The following is a 13,002-nucleotide window of genomic DNA, read 5'->3' as shown; positions in this document are numbered from 1 at the left end:
ACCCAGGTCAGTGCCGTCGCCCCGCGCCCGGCCTCGGCCCAGCGCGCGCCCGACGCGGATTCCTCCGCGTCGGGCGCGGCGACGACGGCAGGGGCGGACACGGCAGGTGCGGCCGCCTCGGAGTCGAACAGCCCGGCGCCGGACGCGGCAGGCTGCACGGGACCGAACAGCGGGGGAGTGGATGCCGCGGTCTCCACTGGGTCGAACCGCCCGCGATGGGATGCCTCAGGCTCCGCCGAGCCGAACAGCCCAGGACCGGACTCGGCAGGCGCCACGGGGTCGAACAGCCCGGGGCGGGACACCGCGGGGTCGGTCACGGCCGGACCGGCTTCCGTCGCGACGTCATCGGACGACGTCGGCGCGGCCGCCGCATCCGATCCCGATTCCGGGTGCACGTCACGAAGGGTCACCTGCATACGCTACCGAATTCTTCAAGGAATCAGCGCTGTGCGCCGCTTCGCCCGTGCGCAAGTCGTCGTGCCGCCGACGGGGAGCGCGCGGTGGCCGGACTCGGTATGATCGACAGCACAACCACGGGAGTCCGGCGAGCCGGGCTGAGAGGGAGCGAATCGCGCTTCGACCGTCGAACCTGATCTGGGTCATGCCAGCGCAGGGAGGAGTTCTGATGAGCACATCCACGTCTGCATCCGCATCGGCCACTGCGTCCGCCGCCAAAGGGCTTCGTCGCCCCGAGATCTGGCGCTGGCGCATCGTCGACATCGTGGTCGCCAGCGTCATCGGCGTCGCCGCCGGCCTGATCTTCCTCGCCTGGAACCTCGGCTATCTCGGCCCTGCTGCGCTGCTCGAGCCGCTGCTCCCCGGCGTTCAGGGGCTGCTCGACGGACCGTGGCTGTTCGCCGGCGTGCTCGGCGGCCTGATCATCCGCAAGGCGGGCGCCGCGATCTACACCGAGGTGCTCGCAGCAGTCGTCTCCGCGCTCGTCGGCAACCAGTGGGGCGGGTTCCTCACCATCGAAGCGGGCCTCGTGCAGGGGCTCGGCGCCGAGCTCATCTTCCTGCTGTTCTTCTACAAGCGCTGGTCGCTGCCGGTCGCGGCTCTCGCCGGCGCGGGCGCAGCTCTCGCCGGAGGAATCAACAACCTGATCCTCTGGTACGCGGGCTCCGGTCCGGCCTTCACCGTCATCTACCTGATCAGTGCCGTGATCTCGGGTGTCGTCATCGCCGGCATCCTGTCCTGGGTGCTCGTACGCGGCATCGCCGCCACCGGAGCCCTCGACAGGTTCGGTTCCGGGCGCGAGGCACGCGTCCGCGTCTGATGAGCGCGAGTACCGCCGGCCCGGCCGCCGTCGAGGCGCGCGGCTGGGGCTGGCGGCACGCGAGCCGACTCGCCTGGGCGCTGCACGAGGTCTCCTTCCGCATCGACCCGGGGGAGCGGGTGCTCGTGCTCGGCGCATCCGGGTCGGGCAAATCGACGCTGCTGCACGGACTCGCCGGCGTCCTCGGCGGCGACGAAGAGGGCGAGAGCACGGGCGAACTCCTCGTCGACGGCGCACCGGCCTCGGCGACGAGAGGTCGCAGCGGCCTCGTGCTGCAGGATCCCGATTCGCAGGTCATCCTCGCCAGGGTCGGCGATGACGTCGCGTTCGGATGCGAGAACCTCGGCGTGCCCCGCTCGGAGATCTGGTTGCGGGTCGACGCCGCCCTCGATGCCGTCGGGCTCGACGTGCCGCTCGATCGCCAGACGAAGGCGCTCTCCGGCGGTCAGAAGCAGCGCCTCGCGCTCGCAGGCATCCTCGCGATGCGCCCGGGGCTGGTGCTGCTCGACGAGCCGACGGCGAACCTCGATCCGGAGGGCGTCATCGAGGTGCGCGACGCCGTCGCACGCATGCTGGAGGCGCAACCCGCCACCCTCATCGTCGTCGAGCACCGGCTCGACGTGTGGCTGCCGCTGATCACGCGGGTCATCGTGATCGGCGAGGGGAGAGTGGTGGCCGACGGGACCCCGGATGCGGTGCTCGGCGTCGAGGGCGCCCGGCTGGCTGCCGCCGGTGTCTGGGTGCCCGGCTTCGCTCCGGCGTCTCCGCCGCCGCCGCTCGCCGGCCCCGGCGAGCCGCTGCTGTCTGCGCGCGACCTGGCCGTCGCACGCGTGAAGGGCCAGCCCGTCGCTTCGGGGATCGACCTCGACGTGCGCGCCGGCGAGGTGCTGGCCATCACCGGGCCGAATGGCGCGGGCAAGTCCACGCTCGGGCTCACGCTCGCCGGACTCCTGCCGCCGGCCGGGGGCCGGTTGACGGCATCCGTCGCCCTCGCCTCCGACATCGGCGCGGAGCCCATCCGCTGGGCGTCGCGCGAGCTGCTCACCCGCATCGGGATGGTGTTCCAGGAGCCGGAGCATCAGCTGCTCGCGAAGACCGTGCGCGACGAACTCGCGGTCGGCCCGCGGGCGCTCGGAATCCCGGAGGACGAGATCGCGGCGCGCAGTGAGGAACTTCTCGCGCGGCTTCGGCTCGATCGGCTGGCGCAGGCCAATCCGTACACGCTCTCCGGCGGCGAGAAGCGGCGCCTCACGGTCGCGGCTGCGCTGGCGACCAGACCGCGAGTGCTCGTCCTCGACGAGCCGACCTTCGGACAGGATGCCCGCACCTGGAAGGAACTCGTCACGATGCTCGCGACCCTTCGCGATGAGGGGACGGCGATCGTGACGATCACCCACGACCTCGACGTCGCGCGGGCGCTGCACGCGGTGACGTACGGGCTGGGGGCCGCCGGATGACCGTGCTCGACGCGCACGCGCGCACCGGCGGGCTCGCGCGGATCAACCCCGTCGCCAAGCTCGGCGTGAGTGCGCTGATCGCGATCCCGCTGATCCTCACGCTCGACCCGGTGTCGGCATCCACCGCCCTCGTGCTCGAGTGCGTGCTGTTCCTGTTCGCCGGCATCGGCTGGCGGGAGTTCTGGCTGCGCACCTGGCCGGTGTGGCTCGCAGCTCCCCTCACCGGGCTCACGATCGCCCTCTACGGCGAGACCAGCGGCACGGTCTACGTCGACTGGTTCGTGCTGCGCGTCAGCGAGGGTTCGCTCGCCCTGGCTCTGGCGACGATGCTGCGGGTGCTCGCGATCGCCCTGCCGTCGGTCGTGCTGTTCATCACGGTGGATCCGACGGATCTCGCCGACGGCCTGGCGCAGATCGTGCGGCTGCCGGCCCGCTTCGTGCTCGGAGCGTTGGCAGGGCTCCGCATGGTCGGACTCTTCATCGACGACTGGCGTGCGCTCGAGCTCGCCCGCAGAGCGCGCGGCGTGGCCGATCGCGGCAGGATCCGCCGGTTCTTCGGGATGGCGTTCGCGCTGCTGGTGCTGTCGATCCGCCGCGGGGCGAAGCTGGCCACGGCGATGGAGGCGCGCGGTTTCGGCGCACCGGTCGCCCGCACCTGGGCGCGGGAATCGCGCTTCGGATGGCGGGAATGGATGCTGCTCGCGGTGGGGGCCGCGATCTCGGCGCTCGCGATCATCGCTGCGGTCGCCACCGGGGCCTGGAATTTCATCCTCGGGCCGGCCTGACGGCTGATCGCGCTCACCGGCGAACCCTGAGGCGTCGCTGCTAGCGCGAACCGACATCTTCCGCGTCAGACACCACGTTCCACGCGTCGCTTCGCGCGGAAGATGTCGCCTCATGCAGAAGATGCCTGCGAAGCCTGCCTCAGATCCAGGGGGCCAGAACGAGGACGCCGATGATGACGCACGTCAGAACGAGACCCGCCCAGCCGAGCACGACTCCGGCGTCGGCCAGCCGGCGTCCGTCCTGGCGACGAACGGTGATCTGGCGGCGCGCGACGTAACCGGTCGTGAGTGCGACCAGCGGTCCGAGAACAGGAACGAGGAGAAGGACCCCGGCGATACCACTCACCAGTGCCACCAGGGCCAGCGCGTTCGTCTGGGCCGGTGCGAAGGTCTGCGAGGCGATGTGGGTCGAGCGGGCCATCTGCGGTTGCGTCGACGTCTCGGCGCCCTCGCCGTTCGCCGCATCGGTCGTCACGCGGGGATCGTTCATGGCGCGAGCGCGGGGCGCGGCAGCGAGCCGGTCATGGTCGGAGTCACGGGCGCCGGAGCCGATGACCGAGCCCGCAGCGCCAGGAGGGGCGTCGGCCGAGAGAGCGCAGACCGCCCGCGCGCCCACAGCGCCCTTCGCGTCGAGGGCCGCCAGGCCGCGCCGAGTCCTGCGGCGACCGGCAGTGCGATGCCGGCGGCGAGCGGCGCCATCCAGTCGCCGGAATACCACAGGGCGAGGCTGAGGATGCCGCCGGCCAGCCAGACGGCGCCGGCGCCGCCCGCGGCGCCCGCAGCGTTGAACGCGATCGCCACTCCCAGCGCGGCCGCGCCGGCCAGAGCGATCCAGAGGCCGACCTGGCCGATCGGGGTCAGGAGCGCGGATACGACGGGGGCGATGGGAAGCGGTGCCATGGTTCTCGGGTTCTCGGGTTTCGGTGCGTGGTCGTCGGAGGCTGGATGAAGAGCCCTCGGGGGGCCTTCCATAGAAGAGAGTCCTCGTCGCCCGTTTCGTTACGCGGAAGTCGTGCACGCGAACCCGGGGCCGGTGTCGCGTAATGAACTCGGCCGCACAGCGTCTACGTAGTGAGGTTGCGGTCGTCCCAGCGTCCGCCGCCGCTGGTGAGCGCCCTGCGTGTCTCACTGTCCTCGTCGGCACCCAGGCCGGGAGGATTCCGGGTTCGACCCGGCGGGGGAGGATGGCTGGCTACCTCCTCCCCTGTTCCCGAGTGCCGAGCCGTGCGAGGACCGACCTGAACGAGGTCAGTGGAACGGGCCCCGCGACGACACCCCGCCATCGATGACGATCTGCTGTCCGGTCATGTACCTCGACTCGGGCGAGCAGAGGTAGGCCACGGCCGCTGCCACCTCATCCGGAGTTCCTGTGCGACCCATCGGTATCTCCTCGACCCAATCGACGGTTTCGGCGTTCGCCACAGGAGTGCTGATCGCGCCACCGGCGACGACGTTCATCCGGATGCCGTCTGCCGCGTACTCGGCCCCCACGGTTCGGGCCAGGCTGACGAGTCCGGCCTTCATCACGCCGTACGCGCCTTGCCCCGGCGCGCCCATGAAGCCGGTCACCGACCCGACGCTGACGATCACCCCGTGCTTCTGGGCGAGGAAATGCGGCAGGACGAATCGCACAAGGCGGGCGACGTAGCGCAGATTGATCTCGTACATCGTGTCCCAGTCCTCGTCGCGCATCTCGTGCAGGCGTGCGGATGGCACGAATGCCACCTGTCCCCCGACGACGGTGACCACGGCATCGAGCCCGCCGAGGGTCGCGACGGTGTCCGAGACGAGCCGGGTCAGCTGCGCGGCGTCACGGACATCGACGGAAAAGCCAGAGGCCGTGCTCCCGGACGCCGCCACCTCTGCAGCAGCGTCCGACGCCCGCGTGGGATCGATATCGGCGATCGCCAGGCGTGCGCCGAGACTGGCGAGCCGCCGTGTGACCGCAGACCCGATACCGCCGCCACCGCCGCCGACGATGAGAATGCGCATGCCCGCGAGCGAACCTGTCGGTGGAGTCATCGCGTCATTCTAGGCGCCTCGCCCCTCGGTCCCGCGGACTTCGGCGAGGGTCAGGTGGCGTTCCAGAGGTCGCGGTAGTACGCGAGTCGCTCACGGTCGGGCTCGACGCCGTACGCCTCGATGAGCGCGTCCTCCCAGCCCGGCCCGTAGTTCCACTCGGTGCTCATGGATGCGACGGCGATGTCCGCCCAGCGATCGGCGGTGCCGAGGGCGGCGAGGTCGACGTGTGCGCTCCAACGGCCGTCGGCGGCGAGCAGGGTGTTGGGCATGCAGGCGTCCCCGTGGCAGACGACGAGCCGGTCGATCGGCGGAGACTCCAGGAGACGCCCCGGCACGACCGTCCCCCGGGTCGCCGCACCCGCGATCCGCACCGGCGTGCTCCACTCCCAGGGGCAGTCCTCGACGGGCAACGTGTCGTGCATCGCGCGCAGCGCTTCCCCGACCGCGCGTACAGCGGTTCCGGGCTGGTCGGCCCACATCGGGTCGACGGCGCTGCGACCGTCGAGCGCGATCGTGACCAGCCACTCGTGCTCGGCATCCTGTCCTTGATCGAGCACCTCCGGCACGGCGATCCAACGACGAGCCCACCGCATCCGCTCGGCCTCATCGCGCATGTTCGCTTCGGGATCCAGCGGTCCCCATTTGATGTACCGGCCGTCGTCGGTCCGGAAGGTCAGTCCGCCGATGCCGTTCAGCCAGACCGGAGTGAGGCTCGCCCCCTGGGAGAGCTCGCGCACGTGGCCGGGGATCTCGGGAGTCTCGGTGGGGATCGACATCTGTCCATCCTGCCCCGTGCCCGCGCTCAGAGACGCTTTCGCAGCGCCTCCTCCGAAGGGGTGTCGTAGGCTCGCTTCCGACGCAGTTCCATGCGGCCAGCCCACACCTTTCGCCCCGTGGCGACAAGGCGTCGTGGTGAAACCAAGAACCACGTATGCTGAAACCCAGTCGCACGATGACGTTCGAGGGAGAACAGAATGCAGATCACCGGACAGGGCGCGCTCATCACGGGCGGAGCCTCCGGGCTCGGCCTCGCGACAGCCCGACGGCTCGCCGCCGCGGGCGCCCACGTCACGATCGTGGACCTCGCCTCCTCTGCCGGGGCTGAACTCGCTGCAGAGATCGGCGGTGCCTTCGCGCCGGCCGACGTCACCAGCGTCGACGAGGTGCAGGCCGCCGTCGCTGCAGCACAGGCAGTCGCGCCGCTGCGCATCGTCGTGAACTGCGCCGGCATCGCCCCGCCCGCGAAGGTGCTCGACCGCGAGGGAAACCCGGCCGTGCTCGCCGACTTCGAGCGGATCATCCGCATCAACCTCATCGGCACGTTCAACGTGACCTCTCAGGCATCCGCCGTGATCGCGAAGAACGAGCTGACCGAGAGCGGCGACCGCGGCGTCATCGTCAGCACCGCATCCGTCGCAGCGTTCGACGGCCAGATCGGCCAGCCCGCGTACGCGGCATCGAAGGGCGGCGTGCACGCGATGACGCTCCCGATCGCCCGCGAGCTCGCCCGCTACGGCATCCGCGTCTGCACCATCGCCCCCGGAATCATGGAGACCCCGATGCTGATGGGCCTGCCGCAGGCGGCTCAGGACTCGCTCGGCCAGCAGGTGCCGCACCCCTCGCGCCTGGGCCGCCCCGATGAGTATGCGGCGCTCGTGCAGCACATCGTCGAGAACGGCTACCTCAACGGCGAGACCATCCGGCTCGACGGCGCGATCCGGATGGCGCCGAAATGACCCGCTCCGGTCGCGAAAAAGCCCGGAACAACGCGTCGATACCGGGCCTTTCTGCGACGGGAACGACCGGTCAGGACCAAGGAGAGACATGAGCACACTGGCAGGCAAGACGATTCTGATGTCCGGCGGCAGTCGGGGGATCGGGCTGGCGATCGCACTGCGGGCGGCGCGCGACGGCGCGAACATCGCGATGCTCGCGAAGACCGACACCCCGCATCCGAAGCTCGAGGGCACGGTCCACTCCGCTGCCGAGCAGATCCGCGCCGCGGGCGGCAACGCGCTGCCGATCGTCGGCGACGTGCGCGACGACGACGACATCACCGAGGCCGTGCTGAAGACGCAGGGCGAGTTCGGCGGCATCGACATCGTGATCAACAACGCCAGCGTGATCGATCTCTCCCGTTCGCTCGAGCTCGGCGCGAAGAAGTACGACCTCATGCAGGACGTCAACGTCCGCGGGACCTTCATGCTGTCGCGGGCAGCCGTGCCGATCCTCAAGGATGCCGAGAACCCGCACATCCTCTCGCTGTCGCCGCCGCTGAACCCGTCTCCGAAGTGGCTCGGCGCGCACACCGGCTACACCCTGGCGAAGTTCGGGATGACGATGGTGACGCTGGGTCTCGCCGCGGAGTTCGCCCGCGACGGCATCGCGGCGAACGCACTCTGGCCGCGCACGACGATCGCGACCGCGGCGGTGCAGAACCTGCTCGGCGGCGAGAGGGTGATGGCGGCCAGTCGCACGGCCGACATCTACGCGGATGCCGCGTACGCGGTGCTCGTCAAGCCGGCACGCGAGTACACCGGTCAGACCCTCATCGTCGAGGACGTGCTCGAGGCCGATGGCGTCAGCGACTTCTCGAAGTACGCGGCCATCCCGGGAACTCCCGACAGCGCGCTGTTCCCGGACATCTTCCTCGACTGAGCCGGGGTCGCCGGCTCAGAACAGCAGGTACAGCGAACCTGCCACGGTCAGTACGATCACGATCCGCTCGAACAACTGCTGCGGGATGCGTCGAGCCACCCGCAGGCCGACGAGCGCTCCGACGACGACGAGCGGGGCGAGCAGGGCATCCATCAGCAGCACCGGCCCTTCGAACAACCCGAGCCCGGCGAGGAACGGCAGCTTGACGAGGTTGATGATCGCGAAGAACCAGGCCGACGTGCCGAGGAACACCTGCACCGGAGTGCGGGTCGCGAGGAAGTACATCGACATCACCGGACCGCCGGCGTTCGCGACCATCGTGGTGAAACCGCCCAGGGTGCCGTAGACGCCGGAGAGCAGGATGCCGCCGGCCGGCGCGGCCTCGGCATCCGCTCTGCCCTTCCGCCACCGGCGCCACAGGGTCACCGCGATCATCACGAGCAGGATCACTCCGATCGCCCGCCGGACGATCCCGTCGCCGGCGAACGCGAGGAACGCGAATCCGGCGATGAGGCCGGCGATCACCGCGGGCGCGAGACGCAGCAGCGTCGGCCAGTGCGCATGCCGACGATAGGCGATCAGCGCGAACACGTCGCCGACGATGAGCAGGAGCAGCATGGCGGCGGTCGACGTGCGAGCCGGGAGCACCGTCGCGAACAGGGCGATGGCGAGTGTGCTGCCGCCCGGCAGAGCGGTCTTCGAGATGCCGATCGTGACGGCGGCGATCGCAAGGGCGACCCATGCCCAGGCGCTGAGTTCGATCACGGGGCGTGCTCAGGCCCGGACGACCGCGAGCGCGGCGGCGAAGCGGGTCGAACGCTGCTCGATGTCGCCCCAGTCGGATGCCGCGATCGATGCGCTGTTCGCCAGGTCGCCACCGGCGCCGGCCGCGACGGCCCCGACCGCGAACCACGCGGCGAGGTTGTCCGGGGTGACACCTCCGGTCGGCATGAGGGGAGCATCCGGGAAGGGGCCGCGGAGCGACCCGAGGTAGGAAGGGCCGCCGAGGGATGCGGGGAAGATCTTGACCACGTCGACGCCCAGTTCGAGCGCGCGCATCACCTCGGTCGGAGTCAGCGCACCGGTCATCACCGTGCGTCCGGTGTCGATCATCGCGCGCGTGAGATCGGGGAGGGTGCCGGGGCTGACCAGGAACTCGGCGCCTGCCGCTGCGGCTGCAGTCGCTTGTACCGCCGTGGTCACCGTACCGGCGCCGATGTACGCCGCGTCTCCGTGCCGCGCGATGAGCTCGCGGATCACGGCCGGCGCATCCGGAGTGGAGAACGTCACCTCGATGCCGGTCACGCCACCGCGGATGATCGCCTCGGCGGTCTCGAGCGCGAGGGCGGCCGAAGGTGCTCGGAGTACGGCGAGGATGCCGGTGGCGCGGGCACGTGCGAGGCGGTCGGTCATGGGACTCCTTCAGCGGCGGACGAATCCATTCTGTCCGACCTGCCCTCGCCGGAAGGCACGGTGTCGTCCTGGTGCGCCGTCACCGACGTCAGCTGAGCGTCAGTTCGATCGTCGCGAACGAGTGCGGCGGCAACGTCACGGTCAGCGTGCCGCCGTCCAGTCCGACCTCGAGCGGCCGTGGTGCGACGCGGTCCGGCGCGCCGGCATCGTTGAACTCGGTGCTGCTCTCGCCCGTCAGCACCCGAGCCCGGACGAGCTCCGCGCGGCGCCCCCGGAGGTCGATGCTCAACACGCAGTCCTCCTCGGCATCCAGGTGCGTGAGGGAGAGGAGGGCGTTGCCGCCCTTGGTCGACGCCGACATGGACACGAGGGGGAGGCTCCGGCCGCGGACCTCTTTCGCCGGACTCTCGATCAGGTGGGCGGTGAGCTGCGTCGCATCCTGATGGCCCTTGTTCATCTCGAAGACGTGGTACGTCGGGGTGAGCACCATGTGCTCGCCGTCGGTGAGGACCATCGCCTGCAGCACGTTCACGGTCTGCGCGATGTTGGCCATCGTCAGTCGCCGCGCGTGACGGTGGAAGGTGTCGAAGTGGAGACCCGCGACGAGGGCATCCCGTACGGTGTTCTGCTGGAACAGGAAGCCCGGGTTCGTTCCCTCCTCGGCGTTCCACCACGTGCCCCACTCGTCGCACACCAGACTCACCCGGTTGTGCGGATCGTAGGAGTCCATGACGGCGATGTGCCCGCGGATGACGCGGTCGATGTCGGCGGCGTGGGCCATCGTCTCGTAGTACTGCGCCTCGCTGAACGGTGCCGCGTCCTCGGTGTTGATGCCCGCTCCGGAGTGGGTGTAGTAGTGGAACGAGATCGCCTGATAGGGCAGGCTGCCCCAGAGAGTGCAACCGTGGCACTCCATCAGCGTCTTCATCAGGACGCGCGTCCACTCGAGGTCGTCCTCGTTGGCGCCCGCCGCGATCTTGACGAGCTTGTTCTCGCCGTGGTTGTGGCAGAAGGTGGCGTATCGCCGTGCCTCCTCCGCGTAGTGCGCGGCCGACATGTTCCCGCCGCAGCCCCAGGCCTCGTTGCCGAGCCCCCAGAACGGCACGAGCCACGGTTCGTCGCGGCCGTTCTCCCGGCGGAGACGTGCCATGGGGCTGTCGTCACCGCGGGTGAGGTACTCCACCCACTCGGACATCTCCTGCACCGTCCCGCTGCCGACGTTGCCGTTGACGTAGGCGTCCGTGCCGAGCAGGTCGCAGAGGTCCATGAACTCGTGGGTTCCGAAGTGGTTGTTCTCGACCACATCGCCCCAGTTCGTGTTGGCGATCTTCGGGCGATCCTCTCGTGGGCCGATGCCGTCGCGCCAGTGGTACGTGTCGGCGAAGCATCCGCCCGGCCACCGGAGGTTGGGGATGTCCAGGGCGCGCAGTGCCTCGACGATGTCGAGGCGGATGCCGCGCTCGTTGGGGATCGTCGAATCCTCGCCCACCCAGAACCCGTCGTAGATGCAGCGGCCGAGGTGCTCGGCGAAGTGCCCGTACAGGTGGCGGCTGATGGGATGCCCTGTCACATCGAGGTCGATGATGGCGCGCGCTGATGCGGTCATCGCATCCTCCACTGGGTCTCGGTGGTGAGGGGGACGAGAGCCGGGCGCTCCGCCGTGGTCGTGAGATCGATCCGCCTGCCGCTCTGCGCAGATTCCGCGAGTGCCGTCATGATCTCGAGCACATGGAGGGCGATCGTGCCGTCGGTGCGACGCCCTCCCGACACGAAGTCGAGCAGGCCGATCCCGCGGCCGGCGTTCGCGTAGCCGGCGCGCGGGGCAATCGGTGACCAGCGGTCGTCGCCGGGCCGGCGCAGGCGCACCTCGCCGTCGAACATGTTCGGATCCGGCAGGGAGAGCGTGCCGGTCTCGCCGTGCACCTCGATCGGCGCGGCTTCGCTGGCCGCGCCGTCGAAGCTGAAGGTGACCGTCGAGACGGCGCCGCCGACGTGTTCGAGGATTCCGGTCACGTGCGTGTCGATCTCCACCGGGATCTCCTCGCCGGCTCGTGGACCGGATGCGATGAGCCGCACGTCTCGCGGCCGCGAGGAGGCGCCGGAGACCCGGGCGACGGGTCCGAGCAGGTGGAACAGCGACGTGAGGTAGTACGGGCCCATGTCGAACAGGGGTCCGCCGCCCGGGCGGTAGTAGAAGTCCGGATTCGGATGCCAGGCCTCATGCCCCGCGGAGACCCATGTCGCCACTGCAGCGACGGGACGCCCGATCTCGCCGTCGTCCACGACGGCGCGGGCGGTCTGGATGCCGGTTCCGAGAACGGTGTCGGGCGCGCAGCCGACCCACGCCGATCCTGCCGCGTCGATGACGCCGCGTGCCGCGGAGAGAGCGGGGGCGAGCGGCTTCTCGCCGAAGACGTTCTTGCCCTGGCGCAGGGCCGCGAGGGCGACCTCCGCATGGGCGGCGGGCACCGTCAGGTTCAGCACCGTCTGCACGTTCGGATCGGCGACGAGTTCGTCGACCGTCGACGCGCGGCAGCCGGGGATCTCCGCCGCGACCGCGGCAGCGCGTGCGGTATCCAGGTCGGCGGTCGCCGCGATCCGCACCCCCGGATGCGTTCCCAGGGTGGCAAGGTACTGGCCGGAGATGACTCCGAGACCGACTATTCCGATACCGTGCGGCTCGCCCACAGCATTCCTCTCTCGATGATGGTTCGTACGTTGACGTCGCGCAGCACGACGGGGCTGTGGCCCGGCGTCGCGACGAAGACCCGCCCTTCGCCCCACTGCCGCGTCCAGACGGCGGGCGAGACGACGGGGCGGTGCCACGGGTGGTACGGCTGCGCGGGGTGCGTCGTCGTGGCCAGCACGTCGTTGAGGTCGTCGGTGAGCACCCAGTACTGCTCTGTGCGCAGGGTGAAGTCCTCGAGGCCCGCCATGATCTCGTGCTGGCGGCCGAGGTCGGTGACGTCGACGGTGTAGCAGAGGTAGTTGTCGGTCTCGTCGCCCGCGCGCTCGTCCGGATGCTTCGACGGATGCGTCGCGAACTGCCCGCCGATGAGCTGCAGGTAGTCGGAGTTGTTTCGATAGGAGTCGGCGATCCCGCCGTGCCAGCCGGCGAGTCCCGCGCCGCGCTCCACGGCGCGCCGGAGTCCCGCGAAGGCGTCGCCGCTGATCTCGGACATCGTGACGGATTGGACGATGAGATCGACCTGATCCATCACGTCGGCGTCGGCGTAGACGTCGTTGGACTCCTCGATCTGCACGTCGAAGCCGTGGCGTTCGAGGAACGGCAGGAACATCTCGGTGGCCTCCACCGGTCTGTGCCCTTCCCAGCCCCCTCGTACGATCAGTGCTTTCCGAGCGGTCATGAGGGTGCTCCTTCCACGGCGGT

14 protein-coding genes, 1 pseudogene and 1 riboswitch are annotated in these 13,002 nt (G+C 70.0%); of the genes and pseudogenes, 5 read left to right on the top strand and 10 right to left on the bottom strand.

Annotation, left to right across the window (positions count from 1 at the left end; translation table 11 throughout):
* A pseudogene (locus tag CUR96_RS14905) lies at nt 1–410 on the bottom strand (hypothetical protein); the annotation flags it as partial.
* Between the two features lie 113 nt (nt 411–523).
* A riboswitch (TPP riboswitch) is annotated at nt 524–635 on the top strand.
* On the opposite strand from CUR96_RS14905, the gene CUR96_RS14900 reads away from it, so the two are divergent.
* The 3 genes from CUR96_RS14900 to CUR96_RS14890 all read left to right on the top strand — a co-directional run bounded on the left by CUR96_RS14900 (nt 626) and on the right by CUR96_RS14890 (nt 3,518).
* The gene (locus tag CUR96_RS14900; protein ID WP_102194129.1) at nt 626–1,276 is read left to right on the top strand and encodes an ECF transporter S component; all 651 of its coding nucleotides are present in this window, start codon (nt 626–628) and stop codon (nt 1,274–1,276) included. It overlaps the preceding riboswitch by 10 nt.
* Nucleotides 1,276–2,733, top strand: coding sequence for an ABC transporter ATP-binding protein (locus CUR96_RS14895; protein WP_180969060.1), 1,458 nt, complete (start codon nt 1,276–1,278; stop codon nt 2,731–2,733). The genes CUR96_RS14900 and CUR96_RS14895 overlap by 1 nt, the downstream gene beginning before the upstream one ends.
* The gene (locus CUR96_RS14890) at nt 2,730–3,518 is read left to right on the top strand and encodes an energy-coupling factor transporter transmembrane component T family protein (protein WP_102194120.1); all 789 of its coding nucleotides are present in this window, start codon (nt 2,730–2,732) and stop codon (nt 3,516–3,518) included. Before CUR96_RS14895 ends, CUR96_RS14890 begins: the two co-directional genes overlap by 4 nt.
* Before the next feature lie 139 nt (nt 3,519–3,657).
* On the opposite strand, the gene CUR96_RS14885 is transcribed toward CUR96_RS14890, so the two are convergent.
* From CUR96_RS14885 to CUR96_RS14870, 4 genes are all read right to left on the bottom strand, one after another.
* Nucleotides 3,658–3,993 carry a DUF4190 domain-containing protein gene (locus tag CUR96_RS14885; protein WP_180969059.1) on the bottom strand — a complete coding sequence of 112 codons (336 nt, stop codon included), beginning with the start codon at nt 3,991–3,993 and terminating at the stop codon, nt 3,658–3,660.
* 11 nt (nt 3,994–4,004) lie between these two features.
* Nucleotides 4,005–4,418, bottom strand: a complete 414-nt coding sequence (locus tag CUR96_RS14880; RefSeq protein WP_102194118.1) for a hypothetical protein — start codon at nt 4,416–4,418, stop codon at nt 4,005–4,007.
* Nucleotides 4,419–4,766: 348 nt separating this feature from the next.
* Complete coding sequence (locus CUR96_RS14875) at nt 4,767–5,540, bottom strand: SDR family NAD(P)-dependent oxidoreductase (RefSeq protein WP_102194117.1); 774 nt, start codon at nt 5,538–5,540, stop codon at nt 4,767–4,769.
* A gap of 50 nt (nt 5,541–5,590) precedes the next feature.
* Nucleotides 5,591–6,316 carry an aminoglycoside 3'-phosphotransferase gene (locus tag CUR96_RS14870; RefSeq protein ID WP_102194116.1) on the bottom strand — a complete coding sequence of 242 codons (726 nt, stop codon included), beginning with the start codon at nt 6,314–6,316 and terminating at the stop codon, nt 5,591–5,593.
* Between the two features lie 198 nt (nt 6,317–6,514).
* Between CUR96_RS14870 and CUR96_RS14865 the strand changes: the two genes are divergently transcribed.
* Complete coding sequence (locus CUR96_RS14865) at nt 6,515–7,276, top strand: SDR family NAD(P)-dependent oxidoreductase (protein ID WP_102194115.1); 762 nt, start codon at nt 6,515–6,517, stop codon at nt 7,274–7,276.
* Between the two features lie 88 nt (nt 7,277–7,364).
* The gene (locus CUR96_RS14860) at nt 7,365–8,198 is read left to right on the top strand and encodes an SDR family oxidoreductase (protein WP_102194114.1); all 834 of its coding nucleotides are present in this window, start codon (nt 7,365–7,367) and stop codon (nt 8,196–8,198) included.
* 15 nt (nt 8,199–8,213) lie between these two features.
* On the opposite strand, the gene CUR96_RS14855 is transcribed toward CUR96_RS14860, so the two are convergent.
* The 5 genes from CUR96_RS14855 to CUR96_RS14835 all read right to left on the bottom strand — a co-directional run bounded on the left by CUR96_RS14855 (nt 8,214) and on the right by CUR96_RS14835 (nt 12,979).
* A complete protein-coding gene (locus CUR96_RS14855; protein ID WP_102194113.1) occupies nt 8,214–8,963 on the bottom strand; it encodes a sulfite exporter TauE/SafE family protein in 750 nt (249 codons plus the stop codon).
* Between the two features lie 9 nt (nt 8,964–8,972).
* Nucleotides 8,973–9,611, bottom strand: a complete 639-nt coding sequence (locus CUR96_RS14850; RefSeq protein WP_102194112.1) for a bifunctional 4-hydroxy-2-oxoglutarate aldolase/2-dehydro-3-deoxy-phosphogluconate aldolase — start codon at nt 9,609–9,611, stop codon at nt 8,973–8,975.
* Nucleotides 9,612–9,699: 88 nt separating this feature from the next.
* Complete coding sequence (locus tag CUR96_RS14845; RefSeq protein WP_102194111.1) at nt 9,700–11,217, bottom strand: alpha-N-arabinofuranosidase; 1,518 nt, start codon at nt 11,215–11,217, stop codon at nt 9,700–9,702.
* The gene (locus CUR96_RS14840) at nt 11,214–12,299 is read right to left on the bottom strand and encodes a Gfo/Idh/MocA family protein (protein WP_102194110.1); all 1,086 of its coding nucleotides are present in this window, start codon (nt 12,297–12,299) and stop codon (nt 11,214–11,216) included. Before CUR96_RS14840 ends, CUR96_RS14845 begins: the two co-directional genes overlap by 4 nt.
* Nucleotides 12,272–12,979 carry a ThuA domain-containing protein gene (locus tag CUR96_RS14835; protein ID WP_102194109.1) on the bottom strand — a complete coding sequence of 236 codons (708 nt, stop codon included), beginning with the start codon at nt 12,977–12,979 and terminating at the stop codon, nt 12,272–12,274. The genes CUR96_RS14840 and CUR96_RS14835 overlap by 28 nt, the downstream gene beginning before the upstream one ends.
* Between the last annotated feature and the right edge of the window lie 23 nt (nt 12,980–13,002).

The organism is Microbacterium aurantiacum, from assembly GCF_002872075.1.
Classification (GTDB): domain Bacteria; phylum Actinomycetota; class Actinomycetes; order Actinomycetales; family Microbacteriaceae; genus Microbacterium; species Microbacterium aurantiacum_A.
The sequence above is the reverse complement of the archived record's forward strand: the minus strand, read 5'-3'. Positions and strand labels throughout refer to the sequence as shown.